Origin of the sequence: Candidatus Syntrophocurvum alkaliphilum (genome assembly GCF_009734445.1) — a bacterium.
In the GTDB taxonomy this organism is placed as follows: Bacteria; Bacillota; Syntrophomonadia; order Syntrophomonadales; family Syntrophomonadaceae; genus Syntrophocurvum; species Syntrophocurvum alkaliphilum.
Window position 1 is genome coordinate 309,057 of sequence record NZ_CP046457.1, and the last position, 15,316, is coordinate 324,372.

General features: G+C 32.3%; 17 protein-coding genes. All 17 read left to right on the plus strand.

The window, feature by feature from the left end; all coding sequences use genetic code 11:
- Nucleotides 1-39: 39 nt before the first annotated feature.
- The 17 genes from SYNTR_RS01475 to SYNTR_RS01555 all read left to right on the plus strand — a co-directional run bounded on the left by SYNTR_RS01475 (nucleotide 40) and on the right by SYNTR_RS01555 (nucleotide 15,019).
- A complete protein-coding gene (locus tag SYNTR_RS01475) occupies nucleotides 40-291 on the plus strand; it encodes an IreB family regulatory phosphoprotein (RefSeq protein ID WP_156202849.1) in 252 nt (83 codons plus the stop codon).
- A 71-nt stretch (nucleotides 292-362) separates the two neighbouring features.
- The gene (locus SYNTR_RS01480) at nucleotides 363-1,307 is read left to right on the plus strand and encodes an aldo/keto reductase (protein ID WP_156202850.1); all 945 of its coding nucleotides are present in this window, start codon (nucleotides 363-365) and stop codon (nucleotides 1,305-1,307) included.
- A gap of 12 nt (nucleotides 1,308-1,319) precedes the next feature.
- Nucleotides 1,320-1,733 (plus strand): Holliday junction resolvase RuvX, encoded by a 414-nt coding sequence (gene ruvX, locus SYNTR_RS01485; protein WP_156202851.1) that lies wholly within the window; start codon nucleotides 1,320-1,322, stop codon nucleotides 1,731-1,733.
- A gap of 65 nt (nucleotides 1,734-1,798) precedes the next feature.
- Nucleotides 1,799-2,095: a DUF1292 domain-containing protein gene (locus SYNTR_RS01490; protein WP_156202852.1), complete on the plus strand. Its 297-nt coding sequence runs from the start codon at nucleotides 1,799-1,801 to the stop codon at nucleotides 2,093-2,095.
- A gap of 195 nt (nucleotides 2,096-2,290) precedes the next feature.
- Nucleotides 2,291-3,730, plus strand: coding sequence for a VanW family protein (locus tag SYNTR_RS01495; RefSeq protein ID WP_156202853.1), 1,440 nt, complete (start codon nucleotides 2,291-2,293; stop codon nucleotides 3,728-3,730).
- Between the two features lie 30 nt (nucleotides 3,731-3,760).
- Nucleotides 3,761-4,792 (plus strand): endolytic transglycosylase MltG, encoded by a 1,032-nt coding sequence (gene mltG / locus SYNTR_RS01500; protein WP_156202854.1) that lies wholly within the window; start codon nucleotides 3,761-3,763, stop codon nucleotides 4,790-4,792.
- Between the two features lie 26 nt (nucleotides 4,793-4,818).
- Nucleotides 4,819-6,039 (plus strand): peptidase U32 family protein, encoded by a 1,221-nt coding sequence (locus SYNTR_RS01505; RefSeq protein WP_156202855.1) that lies wholly within the window; start codon nucleotides 4,819-4,821, stop codon nucleotides 6,037-6,039.
- 41 nt (nucleotides 6,040-6,080) lie between these two features.
- Nucleotides 6,081-6,245 carry a DUF4911 domain-containing protein gene (locus SYNTR_RS01510; protein WP_156202856.1) on the plus strand — a complete coding sequence of 55 codons (165 nt, stop codon included), beginning with the start codon at nucleotides 6,081-6,083 and terminating at the stop codon, nucleotides 6,243-6,245.
- Between the two features lie 59 nt (nucleotides 6,246-6,304).
- Complete coding sequence (locus tag SYNTR_RS01515) at nucleotides 6,305-8,035, plus strand: peptidoglycan D,D-transpeptidase FtsI family protein (RefSeq protein ID WP_197079151.1); 1,731 nt, start codon at nucleotides 6,305-6,307, stop codon at nucleotides 8,033-8,035.
- A gap of 119 nt (nucleotides 8,036-8,154) precedes the next feature.
- The gene (nadA, locus tag SYNTR_RS01520) at nucleotides 8,155-9,099 is read left to right on the plus strand and encodes a quinolinate synthase NadA (RefSeq protein WP_156202858.1); all 945 of its coding nucleotides are present in this window, start codon (nucleotides 8,155-8,157) and stop codon (nucleotides 9,097-9,099) included.
- Nucleotides 9,100-9,476: 377 nt separating this feature from the next.
- The gene (locus tag SYNTR_RS01525; RefSeq protein ID WP_420885503.1) at nucleotides 9,477-10,028 is read left to right on the plus strand and encodes a cob(I)yrinic acid a,c-diamide adenosyltransferase; all 552 of its coding nucleotides are present in this window, start codon (nucleotides 9,477-9,479) and stop codon (nucleotides 10,026-10,028) included.
- Between the two features lie 43 nt (nucleotides 10,029-10,071).
- A complete protein-coding gene (locus tag SYNTR_RS01530) occupies nucleotides 10,072-11,751 on the plus strand; it encodes a methylmalonyl-CoA mutase family protein (RefSeq protein ID WP_156202859.1) in 1,680 nt (559 codons plus the stop codon).
- Nucleotides 11,752-11,778: 27 nt separating this feature from the next.
- Entirely contained in the window at nucleotides 11,779-12,183 is a 405-nt protein-coding gene (locus tag SYNTR_RS01535; RefSeq protein WP_156202860.1) for a cobalamin B12-binding domain-containing protein, read from the plus strand.
- Between the two features lie 5 nt (nucleotides 12,184-12,188).
- The gene (gene meaB / locus SYNTR_RS01540) at nucleotides 12,189-13,172 is read left to right on the plus strand and encodes a methylmalonyl Co-A mutase-associated GTPase MeaB (RefSeq protein WP_156202861.1); all 984 of its coding nucleotides are present in this window, start codon (nucleotides 12,189-12,191) and stop codon (nucleotides 13,170-13,172) included.
- Nucleotides 13,173-13,202: 30 nt separating this feature from the next.
- Entirely contained in the window at nucleotides 13,203-13,739 is a 537-nt protein-coding gene (locus SYNTR_RS01545; RefSeq protein ID WP_156202862.1) for a C-GCAxxG-C-C family protein, read from the plus strand.
- Nucleotides 13,740-13,761: 22 nt separating this feature from the next.
- Entirely contained in the window at nucleotides 13,762-14,796 is a 1,035-nt protein-coding gene (locus SYNTR_RS01550; protein ID WP_156202863.1) for a s-methyl-5-thioribose-1-phosphate isomerase, read from the plus strand.
- Nucleotides 14,789-15,019: a hypothetical protein gene (locus tag SYNTR_RS01555; RefSeq protein ID WP_243140212.1), complete on the plus strand. Its 231-nt coding sequence runs from the start codon at nucleotides 14,789-14,791 to the stop codon at nucleotides 15,017-15,019. The genes SYNTR_RS01550 and SYNTR_RS01555 overlap by 8 nt, the downstream gene beginning before the upstream one ends.
- Nucleotides 15,020-15,316: the final 297 nt, after the last annotated feature.

Consider the following 15,316-nt stretch of genomic DNA (forward strand, 5'->3'; position numbering starts at 1 on the left):
TTGTATGTAGAATGTCTTGGGTATAGAGGGGGTGTTGGTATGCCTCAAGTACCGAGAGAAACTGTAAGCTTTAAACTTGACAAAGAAGGAGAAGAAAAAGTATATCAATTAATAAAGACAGTATATGAGGCGTTGGAGGAAAAAGGTTATAATCCCATTAACCAATTAGTAGGATATATGATATCGGGAGATCCTGCTTATATTACTAGTCACAACCAAGCTAGAAACTTGATTCGCAAGGTAGAACGAGATGAAATTTTAGAAATACTTATAAAAAACTACTTAAAATAAGTTTACATTCTTAAAACCCATGCTTCTAGCATGGGTTTTATTCTGTTAGTTTTAATTTTGAGGTGAATATAGTGCAGTATTTGCAGTTAGGAAGTACTAACTTGATAGTATCAAAGTTGTGTTTTGGAGTATTAACAATAGGTCCATTACAAAGTAATTTATCAATTAATGAAGGATCTGATATATTATCTTATTCTATGGAAAAGGGAATCAATTTTTTTGATACTGCTAAAAGCTATAAAACTTATCCATATATTAGAGAGGCAATTAAAAAGACTGGTATAAGGCCAGTAATAACTTCTAAATCTTATGATTATACCTATAGAGGTATGCAAAGCAGTGTCGAGGAAGCCCTTGATGAAATGCAAGTAGATTATATAGATGTTTTTATGCTTCATGAACAGGAAAATAGTGCAACCTTACAAGGACATAAGGAGGCAATTAATTATTTAATAAAAGCTCGAGATAAGGGGATAATTAAAGCAATTGGTATTTCTACACATACAGTAGATGGGGTACTAGCTGGTGCATTTTCTAAAGATATTGAGGTCATACACCCATTGATTAATCGAAAAGGTATTGGAATAATAGGTGGCTCGGCAGAACAGATGATAGCAGCAATGAGCCATGCTTTTGATAAAGGAAAAGGAATATATGCAATGAAGGCTTTAGGAGGAGGAAATTTAATTAGCGAAGCTCATAGTTCCTTTGAATTTGTAAAAAATTTAGATTGCATACATAGTATGGCAGTTGGGATGAAAAGTACTGAAGAAATAGATTTAAATATAGCTTGGATGGAAAACAAAAGAGACTTAGTTTTAGAAAAAAAGGTTTCATCAGTAAAAAGAAACATTTTAATTGAAGACTGGTGTGAATTATGTGGGGAATGTATAAGAAATTGTAGTTATGAGGCTTTATATTTAAAAAACAGTAAGGTTGAAGTAGATTCAATAAAATGCATTCTTTGTGGTTATTGTGCTAAATATTGTGAAAATTTTTGCATAAAAATGGTTTAAGGAGCAGTAAAGGTGAGAATAATTGGATTAGACGTAGGTGATAAAAGAATAGGTATAGCTATAAGTGATCCGATGGGTTGGACCGCTCAGCCACATTCAGTATTAACTAGAAAAAATATAGAAAAAGACTTGGATGAAATTTTGAAGATTTGCAAAGAATATGAAGTTAATAAGATTATTGTTGGACTTCCACTAAATATGAACGGTTCATATGGGCCTAAAGCATCTGAAATAACAAATTTTAGTCAACAACTAGAGGAGTATTCTAAAATATCTATAGAGTATATAGATGAGCGGTTAACAACTAAATCTGCGGAGAGAGTTTTAATTGATGCAGATATATCAAGAAAAAAAAGAAAACAGGTTATAGATAAGATAGCTGCTCAAAATATACTGCAAATATATCTTGATAGGTTAAATCGATAAATCGGTTTGACAATACAATAGGAAAATATTAGAATAGCTTTAGTTTTCTAGAAAGAGGTGAATTTATGAGTCACGATGAACATCTACACGAAGAAATTCCTATACTCGTACTAGTAGATGAAGATGGAGTAGAACATCAGTTTGAATTAGTAGCAGAGATGGAGCTTGAAAATGAAACTTATAGGGTTCTAATACCATTAGAAGAAAATGAGGATTTAGAAGAGCAAGAGGTAGAAGTTGTTATACTTAAGGTTGTTTATGATGAAGAAGGTACTGAGTTCCTAAGTGACATTGAAGATGACACAGAATGGGAGAAAGTAGCCGATGCTTGGCAGGAACTAGTTGAAAGCGAACAAATTTAATCATAAAAAAAGAAGTCTAACATAGACTTCTTTTTTTATGATAAGCACAGGTATATCATTTAAAAGATTTAATATATAATTAAAAAATTCTTGTTTAATTGATAAAATATTTTATAAGAATTTTAATGCTTGTGAATTTTATCTAATGCTAATTTAGTTTTGCTTTTTGGGTATGGTACATTGGGGGGATAAGGTTTGGATAACAAAAAATTTAAATTAGGAATTCTTTTTACAATAATTTTTCTAATAGGGATTGTTATGTCAACATCTTTATATTTTTTTAAAAACTATTATGCCCCTGAGTCTTTTTTACCAGGAGTTAAATTATCAGATGTGCCTGTACAAGGACATAGTATTACTACTGCTAGTGAGGAAGTTGATGATTGGTTAGAAGAAAAGTATAATAAAAAAATAATTTTTTTTAGTGATGATTATATTTATAAAACAACTTTAGATTCTATTTGTTATCATATAAATACAGATGATTTAGTTAAAAGAGTCTGGGATCAAGAAAGAGAAAGAAGTTTAAAAGAAAAATTTTTAAATATTGATGGAACTAAAAAAATTATCTATCCTATAGAAGTAAGTTATAAAGTAGAATCTTTAAAAACATTAGAGGAACAGTTTAATGAGGAATTAAGTTTTCCCTCTAAAAACGCTAGACCCTATTATGATAATATTGATAAACAAATAAAAGTAAAACCAGGTGAAAAAGGACAGAAAGTTGATTTTGAAGCCACCTTTTCCATACTACCTACTAATTTAAATAATTTGGAAGATGAATTTATTAGAGTTCCGATTAAATTAAAAAAAACTGAACCGGAAATAACCAAAGAGGATTTAGATAATTTAGAAAAAATTGCTACATACTCAACATGGTTTGATACAAGTGATAAAGGACGTAGTCATAACCTAATTATTGCCACTAGTGCTATAGATTCAACATTATTAACTCCAGGAGAAATTTTTTCTTTTAATGAAGTAGTTGGAAAGAGAAGTGTGGAAACTGGTTATCAAAATGCACTTATAATAATTGATGGAAAGTTTGAACTTGGAGTGGGAGGAGGAATTTGTCAAGTATCATCTACTTTGTATAATTCAGCGTTATTAGCAGATTTAAATATAATCGAGAGAAATAATCATACCTTAGCTATAAACTATGTTCCTTTAGGAAGGGATGCATCAGTGTCGTATGGGTTACAAGACTTGAAATTTAAAAACAATCTAAATTCACCCATATATATAAGAGCATATACTGAGGGTGGAAAATTAACTATTTCTATTTATAGTAATTCTAAACACAATCAAAAAGTAGATATTATAAATAATGTTGATGAAATAAAAGAGTTTAAAACCAAAACAAAATTTGATGAAAGCCTCAATAATGAGGAAAAAAAAGTGAAGCAAGAAGGTCAGGAAGGTTATGTTGTAAGTTCATTTCGTGTAAGGTATGATGAGAATGGATATATATTAAATAGAGAATTATTGTCAAGAGATAAGTATAGAGCTATCGACAAAGTAATTGTTAGAGGACCTAATTTAATTGAAGAAGAAACTGAGGAGAAAGAAGAAGTTTATAATGGTAAACTCGATAATAAGGACTTATTAAATATAGATAATGAAATTATACAATAATATTGTTTGTTTATAAAAAGGTGAAGTGAGATGAGTGAAATAAAAGTGATAAGAGAAAGATCGATTTTAGTTTTAGGTTTATGTGCATTATTTATCATTATAACTGTTGCACTAATTGGATATAATTTAACCAATCAACAATACTTACCTGTAGATCCTGAGGATAAAACATTCAAGTTAGTTACTATTCCTGAAAATAGTACTGCTCCTAAAGTTGCTGAGATTTTAAAATCACATGATTTAGTACATAGTGAATCTGCTTTTTTAAATTATTGTAGAAAACACGGTTTAGATAGTAAGTTGCAAGCCGGAAATTATAATCTTAGTAGAAGTCAATCAGTAAAGGAGATTTCTGACATTATTTCTAAGGGTAAAGTAGTTACTGTTACTTTTACTATTCCAGAGGGCTATACAGTTCAACAAATAGGAAAATTACTAGTTGATAGTGGAATGTATGAAAAAGATGATTGGAATAAAGCATTAGAAGCGGAGTATAACTATAGCTTTCTACCTAATTGTGCCAATATTAATACTAAATTAGAGGGCTTCTTATTTCCAGATACCTATGTAATTTCTGAAAGTACAAGCTCTGAACAAACATTAAACCTTATGCTATCAACTTTTAAGCAAATTTGGGATGAGGAGTATACCGAGCTTGCAGAAAAAAAAGGTTTAAGTGTAAAGGAAGCTATTACAATAGCTTCGCTTATTGAGAAGGAAGCAACAGTAGACAATGAAAGAGCAAAAATAGCAGGGGTTATCTATAATAGATTAGAAAAAGGAATGCTCTTACAAATTGATGCAGCAGTATTATATGCTTTAGGTGAACATAAAAACCAAGTTTTATACGAACACTTAGAAGTAGATTCTTTATATAATACATATAAATATACAGGTCTTCCTCCAGGACCAATTGCATCCCCGGGGAAAGCTTCAATTGAAGCAGCTTTAAACCCAGAAGATCATTCTTATTTATATTATGTTCACAAGGGAGATGGAACTCATCATTTTTCTAAAACTCATACTGAGCATATTAATGCAAGGATTAAGTATGGAGTATAATAATACCAAATGGAGGTCAAAAAAAGATGTTAAAGCCCGAATTAGTACTCCCAGCTGGAAATCTTGAAAAGCTTAAGACAGCTTTAATGTTTGGTGCAGATGCGGTATATTTGGGAGGTAAAAACTTTAGCCTTAGAGCACATGCAGATAATTTTAGCCTTCATGAATTAGATGAAGGCTTAAAATTTGCACGTGAGATTAATAAAAAAGTTTACGTAACTGTTAATATTTATGCTCATAATAAAGACCTTGAAAAATTGCCAACATATTTTGAGTATTTGCAGTATCTAGATATTGATGGAGTAATAATATCTGATCCTGGAGTACTAAGGCTAGCAAAAAAATATGCTCCTAAAATACCAGTTACTATTAGCACTCAAGCAAATATAACTAACTATGAATCTGCACAGTTATATAAAGAATTAGGGGCTAGTAGAATTGTTTTGGCAAGGGAATTAAATATAAAAGAAATTAAACAAATAAAACAAAAGGTTGATATTGAATTAGAAGTTTTTGTTCATGGAGCTATGTGTGTTTCTTATTCAGGAAGATGCCTTTTATCTCACTTTATGACTAACAGAAGTGCAAACTTAGGGTCATGTGCTCATCCTTGTCGATATTCATATAGAGTAGTCGAGGAGAAAAGGCCAGAAGAATATTATCCTATAGAAGAAGACGATCGAGGTAGTTATATTTTAAATTCTAAAGATTTGTGTTTAGTTGAATATGTTCCAAATTTAATAGAAGCAGGAGTCAACTCTTTTAAAGTGGAGGGACGGATGAAAAGTCCGTTATATGTAGCTACTGTAGCAAACGTTTATGCAGAGGCAATTAATAAGTACTTAAATAATAAGTGTGCCTATACCGACCAAGAAGTATCTTATTGGATTAATGAACTACAAACAGTTGCTACTAGGCCATTTACAAATGGTTTTATAGAAGGTGAGTCAGAAAATATTCAAGATATTAAAAAGGGTAAAGAAGTACCTCGTACTGCATTTTGTGGGGTTGTTATTGGTTATGACCTCAATACAAAAAGAATTCAAATTCAACAAAGAGCTAATTTTGGCTTAGAAGAAAATATTGAAATTTTAACTCCGGAAGGGAAAACTATACCTTTAATTATTTCTAAACTTTATGATGAGGAAGATAATTTAATAGAAAGAGCTAGACATCCAAAACAAATTGTATATATCCCTTATAATGAAATAATACCAAACTTTTCAATACTTAGAAGGGTGGAATAAATATATATATTTATGCAAAGTTACAAGTAGAAGATATAGATATGTTAAATAAAATTATTGAAGCATATGATAACTTAGCTATTGTAACTACAATTAATCGTAGTGAAGGTTTAATAGCAGTAAGGCCAACTAAAGATACATATGAAGAAATACAAGATATATTATCAAACCTTCCATTTGAAATAAACTTCATAAACAAACCGTAGTATAAGAGCCTCCTTTTCAGCTAATGATAAATAATAGTCATGTTAAGGAGGTTACTTTATTGCGTACATCTAGGGCATTTATAATGCTTACTATTTTTCTATTTATATTCTCGTCTTTATTAGGACGAGTTTTTTATATTCAGATTATTAAAGGGGAAGAAATGGCAAGCCAAGCTGCAGCTATGAGAAGTAGGCAGATAGAGTTAAAAGAGTACGAACGTGGTGAAATTTTTGATAGAAATTTAATGCCATTAACGAGTAATGTTGTAGCGGCAGCTGTTTATTGTTTGCCCGGAGTTATTAGAAACCAACATTCGCCTCCAAGTTCTGATGATGAACATCTAAAAAATTATGGCTTTAAAATAGTATCTTCTTTTTTAGGTAAGGTATTAGAAGATAAAAAGCAGGATGAAATATTTAATATGCTTTTATCAGGATATGAATCGAACCAATCTTTTGTAAGAATAGATTCTAACCTAAGTATTGAAGAAATAGAACTAATAAATAATTCACAGTTTTCTGGAGTAGTGGTTGCTCCAATTCTCAAAAGGTATAGTGAAGATGGTTTTTTAGGTCACATATTAGGTTATGTATCAGGAGGACGCAACCCTAAAGGCAAATCTGGTTTAGAATTGGAATATGATGAAATATTAAGTAAAAGTCCGTCATCACAAGAATTAATTACTGTTTTAGATGCCAGGGGTTTAAGCATACAAGGCTTAATGTTTAAACTTCGTAATGAGCAGAATCAAGACAAAGGCTCTATAGTTTTAACAATTGATAAGCGTATCCAAGAAATTGTTGAGAAAGCTATGGATGATGGTATTGAAAAGGGGGCAGTTTTAGTATTAGATGCTGAAACAAAAGAAATCCTAGCACTTGCGAATCGACCTACTTATAATCCTTATAAAATTGCTGATACAATTAGTATAGATACTAATAGCTCTCTTGTTAATCGAGCTTTAACTCGATATTATCCAGGCTCTTTATTTAAGGTTGCAGTTGTAACTGCTGCCTTAGAGGAAGGTATTATAAAACCTGATGAAAGATACTTGTGTGATGGAAAATATTGGTTTAATGAAAATATTTCTATTACTTGTTGGGACAAAGATGGTCATGGAGACTTAGATTTAGAAAAAGCTTTTGCTATGTCATGTAATCCTACTTTTATTGATATTGGTATACGGTTAGGGCATCAGACGTTATTGCAATATGTCGATTTATTTCAATTAACTAATGAATCAATTACAGGCTATACCCAACAACGAGCAGGGAGCTATGTTGATATAAGTTCTTCTAATCCTGCAATAGGCAATGCTTCGATTGGTCAACAAGGAGTTAAGTTAACTCCGCTACAAATAGCAAATCTATTTGCTACTATTGCCGATGATGGAAGCTGGAAAGCCCCGTCGCTTGTAAGGAGTATCACAGATTATGATGGTAATAAAGATATGTTAAATAAAGAGACTAAGGCACAAATTATTAGTAAAGACACAGCACAGAAAGTTAAAGAAATGTTAGAAAAGGTAGTTATAGACGGTACGGGTCAAAATGCGGCATTAGCCGAAGTGCAAGTTGCAGGAAAGACTGCAACAAGTCAAACTGGTATGGTGAATGAAAACAATGAAGAGATATTAAATGCATGGTTTGCAGGCTATTTTCCTGCTAATAATCCTGAATGGGTTGTAGTTGTTTTAGCAGAAGATGGGAGATCTGGGTCACAGGATGCGGCTCCAGTATTTAAAGATATAGCTAGAGGAATTTTAAATTACTTTCCTACACATCATTAAATAAAATAGTAAGAAAATATTTTCAAAACATTGACAAAAAATACGTTAGGCATTAAAATAAATCCTACTAAAACAATGGGAATAATAAGTTATTCATTTAAGTTAGTGAGGTGAGTAGAATGTTCAATGATTTATATCAATTAACAGATAAAGATATAGTTTTACAAAAAGAAATAAAACACTTAAAAGAAAAAAACAATGCTTATATAATAGTCCATTTATATCAAAGACCTGAAATACAAGAAGTTGCTGATTTTATTGGTGATTCTTATCAAATGGCTTTAAAGGCAAAAGAATCAGATGCACAAATTATTATAGTAGCTGGAGTTACCTTTATGGCTGAAACTGTATTTATCTTATGTCCGGATAAAAAGGTATTAATTCCAGAGCCATTAGCTACTTGTCCTATGGCAGAAATGTTAACAGCTAAGCAACTTATTGAATTTAAAGCTAAATATCCAAATGCTGTCGTAGTTGCCTATGTAAACACATCAGCAGAAGTTAAGGCACTAGTAGATGTGTGCTGTACATCATCTAATGCAACAAAAATTATAAACCAAATTCCCCAAGATAAAGAAATATTATTTGTACCAGATAAAAATCTAGGTTCATACCTACAAACTATTAGTGGTAGGAATATTATTTCATGGCAAGGATATTGCCCGACCCATAATCATGTATCCGTAGATGAAGTGAATGCAATTAAAGATAAACATCCTCAGGCAAAATTATTAGTTCATCCAGAATGTATAAAAGAAGTAGTAGATCAGGCTGATTTTATAGGCAGTACTAGTGCCATTATAAATTATGCACTTAATTCTGAAGAAAGTGATTTTATAATTGGAACAGAGCATGGGGTTTTATATCCTATGATGAAAAACAGGAATGATAAAAACTTTTATTTAGCCAGTGAAAAGCTAATTTGTCCAACTATGAAGAGTATAACATTAGAAAAGATAATATATTGTTTAGAGAATCATAATAACCAAGTTACAGTTGAAGAGAATATAAGAAAAGATGCTGCAAAGAGTCTAAACCAAATGATAGAGTGGACACAATCATAATATAAAAAATCCCTTAATAGGTTTTAAAATTAAGGGATTTTTTAATTTTCTTCTTGGGCAACTCTTCTAAAACGATTTCTACCTTTCAAAATATATTTTCCAAATTAATTTGTCAAGCAAAGATAAGATATTACAAGTATAACTAAATGAAATTAGAATTCTTTGATTGTAATAATCTAAAACATATTTGCATATTCAATTATAAAGCAAAATTGGTTTTATCTTACATCAATTCTTTTTTTATGGATATATAACTTTCTATTTTTAGCCATAATATGAAGACTTTAGCCAAAAAAGGATTTAAAAACAAAACGAGGAAATTATAACCATAAAAGGAGGAATTATTCTTAATATGTAGAATATGAAATTTAAAGGGGGTGAGAGGGATTCCTGAGCAAAAAAAAGATAGCAAGCAGGGGATAGTTTTATTAATAACAGGAAATGGAAAGGGCAAAACGACTGCTGCTTTTGGCCAGGCATTGCGTGCAATTGGACAAAATTATCGCGTATGTATTATTCAGTTTATGAAAGGTAGAGAATATGGGGAAATTCGAGCAGCAAAAGAGTATTTACCAAATTTACAATTATTTCAGTATGGCTTAGACAGCTTTGTAATGCGCGACAATCCGGCTTCTGTTGATGTTGAACTGGCTGAAGAGGGGTTTGAAAAGGCCAAAGAGGTTATTGGTAGTAATGAATTTGATATGGTTATTTTGGACGAAATAAATGTAGTAGTAGACTTTGGTCTTGTTGATGAGGATGAAGTGTTGGAGTTAGTGAAAACAAAACCACCCGAGTTAGACCTTATTTTAACTGGTAGATATGCATCAGATGAATTAATTAAAAATGCAAATACAGTTAGTGAGATTAAAGAAGTTAAGCATCACTATAACAACGGAATTAAAGATAGAGCAGGAATAGAATATTAAATATTTGGGTGGTAACGTAATGAAAAAGTAGGGAGGGTTAAGATTGTTTACCAAAGATTTGTTAGATAAGTCCAGTCAGTTACGCAAAAAATGGGAAGATGAAGTTCGTAGAGTTATTGAAAAAAATCCTGACCAAAAAGAGCGTTGGACTACAGTATCAGATTTAGAAATAAATAGAATATATGGTCCAGAAGACATTAAGGATATGGATTTTGAAAAAGATATAGGCTATCCTGGGCAATTTCCATACTTAAGAGGTTGTCAAACTACAGGTTATCGTGGTAGATATTGGACGTATCGTATGTTTGCTGGTATGGGAGATGCTGAAGAAACTAACAAAAGATGGCATTATTTAGTTAAATCAGGTCAAACTGGTTTAAGTACCGCTTTTGATTATCCAACTTTAATGGGTTATGATACAGATTCTCCTAAAGCTAGGGGAGAGTGTGGAAAATGTGGAGTAGCAATAGATACTCAAGAAGATTTTATGAAACTAGTTGAAGGTATGCCGCTTGATGAAATAACAACATCAATGACGATTAATCCACCAGCAACTATATTATGGGCAATGTATCTTGCTGCAGCAGATATAAAAGGTATACCTTTAACAAAAATAGGTGGCACAATTCAAAATGATATGTTAAAAGAATTTATTGCTCAAAAAACCTTTATGCTACCTCCAGAGCCTTCTGTAAAACTAATAACAGATACTGTGGAATTTGGAACTAAATATGTTCCTAGATGGAATACAATTAGTATAAGTGGATATCACATTCGAGAAGCAGGGTCAACTGCAGTACAGGAGCTAGCCTTTACGCTTCGTGATGGAATGGAGTATGTTGAGGATGCCATGAAGAGAGATGGTTTGGAAGTTGATGCTTTTGCTCCTCGTTTATCTTTCTTTTTTAATTCACATATAGATTTCTTCGAAGAAATTGCAAAACTTCGTGCTGCTAGGAGAATATGGGCTAAAGCTATGCGTGATAGATATAAAGCTAAAAGTGAAAGATCATTGTGGATGCGTTTCCATACTCAAACTGCAGGTTGTTCATTAACAGCGCAGCAACCATATAACAATGTAGTGCGAACTGCTACAGAAGCTTTAGCTGCAGTTTTAGGTGGTACTAATTCATTGCATACAAATTCATTAGATGAAGTATTGTGCTTACCTTCAGATCATGCGGTACAAATTGCTTTAAGAACTCAGCAAATAATAGCTGAGGAAACTGGTGCTGCTAATACAATGGATCCATTAGCAGGTTCATATTTTGTAGAAGCATTAACCAATAAAGTCGAAGAAGAAGCATGGGAATACATTGAGAAAATTGATGATATGGGTGGTATGATTTCAGCTATTGAAAAGCATTTCCCACAAATGGAAATTGCAGATGCTGCATTTAAATATCAGCAACAAATTGATTCTGGTGAAAAGGTTATGATTGGAATCAATAAATATGAAAGTGATGAGGATCCCCCAATCCCATTAGTAGAAATTGATGATGTTGTTGAAGAAAATCAGATCAATAGATTAAATGAAGTAAAGAGAAAGCGTGATAATCGCAAAGTAGCAGAGTGCTTAAAAGACATTAAAAGTGCTTGTGAAAATAATAAAAATGTTATGCCTTACTGCATTGAAGCAGTTAAAAGCTTATGTACTGTGCAGGAAATCTGTGATGTTTACCGGGAAGTTTATGGTGAATATCGTGATCCTGGTATGTTCTAAAGAATTTTCAAGGGAGGTATAAATAATATGGCTGATAGAAGAATTCGTATTTTAGTTGCTAAACCAGGTTTGGATGGACATGACCGTGGAGCAAGAATACTTGCGCGCGCTTTCCGTGATGCAGGTTTTGAAACAATCTATACTGGTTGTCACCAAACATGTGAACAGATAGCTGCTACAGCTATACAGGAGGATGTTGATTTAGTTGGACTTAGTTGTCTTTCAGGTGCTCATAAGTATTTATTCCCAGAAGTAGTTAAAATACTAAAAGATAAAGGAGCCGATGATATTACTGTAGTCGGAGGTGGAATTATACCAGACGCAGATTTGCAATATCTTTATGATTCAGGGCTAAAAGCATTATTCACGCCTGGTGAAACTTTAGACTCTATTATTGACTGGGTAAATCAAAATATTGCTCCCAAGGAGTGAGGTTTATGAGCAAATTAGGCAAAAAAACTTTAGCAGGAGACATTAGATCAGCTTCGCGCCTTATAAGAAACATAGAAGATAATCTGCCTAACACAAGTGAAGATATAAAAGAAATATTCCCACATACTGGGAATGCACATGTTGTTGGTATAACTGGAGCACCAGGAGCGGGAAAAAGTACTATTACAGATCAATTAATAGAATCTATTCGCAAAAAACAAAAAAAAGTAGGAGTAATGGCTGTTGATCCTACTAGCCCTTTTACTGGAGGAGCTCTTTTAGGAGATAGAATTCGTATGTTAAGACATGCGGAGGATCCAGGTGTATTTGTAAGAAGCCTTGCAACTAGAGGAAGTATGGGAGGACTATCAAAAGCTGTTGGTGATGGTATTCACGTATTAGATGTTATGGGAAAAGATAATATAATTGTAGAAACTGTTGGAGTAGGACAACAGGAAGTTGATATTATAAACCATGCTCATACAGTAATAGTTGTTTTAGTACCAGGAATGGGTGACGAAATACAAGCAATAAAAGCTGGTTTAATGGAAATTGCGGATATCTTTATTATAAACAAAGCTAATAAAGAAGGTGGCAGAAAGTTATACCGGGAAACAAAAAATATGCTTGATATGGGAAACTTTAAAGATGGATGGACACCACCTATTCTTATGATTGAAAATAATCTTGATCATGTTGCTTTTGCTGAAAGCGTAGATGAAATCTATGCAAAGATTGAAGAGCATTATCAACATCTAGTTGAAAACGATCTACTTCAAGAAAGAATAATACGAAAAACAATGACTGAGTTAAATGATGCTTTACATTCTAATATTATGGATCCTATAATTAAAGAACTTAATGATTCTGGTGAGCTAGATAATATGATACAAAAACTAGTTAAAAAAGAATCAGATCCATATACAATATCTGAAGAAGTATCAAAAAGATTTATTGTTCAAGATGAGAAAAAACTGAAAATACTTTAACTGTAAAGTATTTTAGAGGGGAGGGGAAGTATGAGAGAGTTAACCCCATCTGAAGAAAGAATTAAAGATAAGGCCTGTGATGCTGCTAAAAATAATTTTAAATCCGGTCTTAATTGTGCAGAATCAGTTTACATGGCTCTTATTGAAGTGGGTTTAGTAGATTTTCCCTCAGAAACTGTTGCAATGACAACTGCGTTTGGTGGAGGTATTGGTTTAACAGGTGGTGTTTGTGGAGCCTTAGCGGGTATGGTTATGGGGGTTAGTGCTGTACATGGACGTTTTGAACCTTTAAATAAAAACCAACAGGATAATATTAAAGAATTGTATGGAAATCCAGGTCGCTATAGATTCTTTAATCAAATACCACATAAGTTCAAACAAGAATTTGGATCAACTCAATGTGATGAGTTAAATAAAGATTATTCAGAATGGGCAGATAAGGAAAGAATGCGTAATTGCATGAAGATTGTTCTAGCTTCTACTGAAATGGCAGTTGAATTTATATACCTAGGTAATAAAGAAGGATATACTCAACCGTTTGGGGATAATATGGCAGGTAAAGCCTAATAATTGATAGGAGGAATTAACGTTGCAACAACCTATATTAATGGATATCAATCAAACAGTTTTTTTGAAAGAAGATGCTGTAGTTATGGTTGACCGGCGTTATCTTCCTCATAAAATAGTCGAAGTAACTTGTAATAACTATGAAGATGTAGCTTGGGCTATAGAACAGATGGTAGTTCAAGGAGCTGGTGATATAGCTATAGCTGCTGGATATGGATTATATCTGGCAGCTATAGATATTGAAAAAAATAAAAGTGATCATATTAGTGATGTGCGAGCCTCGCTATGGTCAGTTAAAAAGCGATTAATAAATACTCGGCCAACTGGCTATCACTTAAAAGCATTACTTGATAAAACCTTCGATTCAGTGAATTGGGAGGATGATATAGCGTCCCAAATACTTAATAGTATTGAGAAAGCTATTTCTAAACAACAAAATCGTTCTAGATTAACAGGGAAAGTGGCAGAGAGGCTTTTAGAAAACGGAGACACCTTATTAACACACTGTTTTCCAGGTCCAGCTCTACTTTACATGCTTATGTTTGCTAAAAAAAACAACAAGACAATAAATGTAATAGCAACTGAAACTAGACCGTATCTTCAAGGAGCACGCCTTACTGCATGGTCAGTTTCCGAGATGGGAATATCAGTGGCATTAATTACTGATAATATGGCAGCGTATTGTATGAGTCAGGAGATGATTACTAAAGTCTTTACAGCTGCTGATCGTGTTGCTATGGATGGTACAGTAGCCAATAAAGTTGGAACATTTCAATTAGCACTAGCAGCTAAATATCACCAAATACCTTTTTATGTATTAGGTTATGGTGGACCTGATAGCACTTGCTTAAGTGGAAACTCAATAAAAATAGAATCAAGGGATCCCGAGGAAGTTTTAACTTTTAAGGGATCAAAAATAACTGGTGATGAGGTTGAAGGTATTTATCCTGCTTTCGATTTAACCCCAGCTAGTTTAATAAATGGAATTATTACAGATCGAGGGATGCTTAATCCAGGAGAGATTGGTCGTTATTGGAATATTCCTAAGATTGGATAAACCCATTAAAAAGGAGTGGATTAAAATTCCTATTATAAAAAAAGCAGTTATTCCACTAGGTCGTCCATTATATCTTAGCAAGGAAAATAATATAACTCAACAAGACTTAATAATCGAAGCTAGTGGAAACTATAGGTTGATAGATAAACCAAATCATATAATAATTAAAAATGATGATTGTTGTAGAAGTATTCAAGTAACAGTAAAAACGAAAGATGATTAATAAACAGAACACTAAGTTAAATTAATTATGAAAATATGAGAAGATGCAGGGTTTGAGCACCTTGTACGAGTGCCCAATTCTGCATCTTTTATTAATTTAATAATTATATTCCTAACCTCTATCTATTTCTAATCTTTAAGTTCAAATGCTTTTCTTTTTGTTTACTACCACAAGTTTTATTTAAAGTATTTAATTGCCAATTAATATCATGTTCATGTTATAATTTTTAACGGGCAAATTAGTTAATTGATTACATTCAAAAAATGCCGATACATAATTTTTGCACAAGGGAGGATT

Coding starts and splice junctions, on each gene's coding strand:
- SYNTR_RS01475 (WP_156202849.1), top strand. CDS start 40: ATGCCTCAAGTACCGAGAGAAACTGTAAGCTTTAAACTTGACAAAGAA.
- SYNTR_RS01490 (WP_156202852.1), top strand. CDS start 1,799: ATGAGTCACGATGAACATCTACACGAAGAAATTCCTATACTCGTACTA.
- mltG (WP_156202854.1), top strand. CDS start 3,761: ATGAGTGAAATAAAAGTGATAAGAGAAAGATCGATTTTAGTTTTAGGT.
- SYNTR_RS01505 (WP_156202855.1), top strand. CDS start 4,819: ATGTTAAAGCCCGAATTAGTACTCCCAGCTGGAAATCTTGAAAAGCTT.
- SYNTR_RS01510 (WP_156202856.1), top strand. CDS start 6,081: ATGTTAAATAAAATTATTGAAGCATATGATAACTTAGCTATTGTAACT.
- nadA (WP_156202858.1), top strand. CDS start 8,155: ATGTTCAATGATTTATATCAATTAACAGATAAAGATATAGTTTTACAA.
- SYNTR_RS01535 (WP_156202860.1), top strand. CDS start 11,779: ATGGCTGATAGAAGAATTCGTATTTTAGTTGCTAAACCAGGTTTGGAT.
- meaB (WP_156202861.1), top strand. CDS start 12,189: ATGAGCAAATTAGGCAAAAAAACTTTAGCAGGAGACATTAGATCAGCT.
- SYNTR_RS01545 (WP_156202862.1), top strand. CDS start 13,203: ATGAGAGAGTTAACCCCATCTGAAGAAAGAATTAAAGATAAGGCCTGT.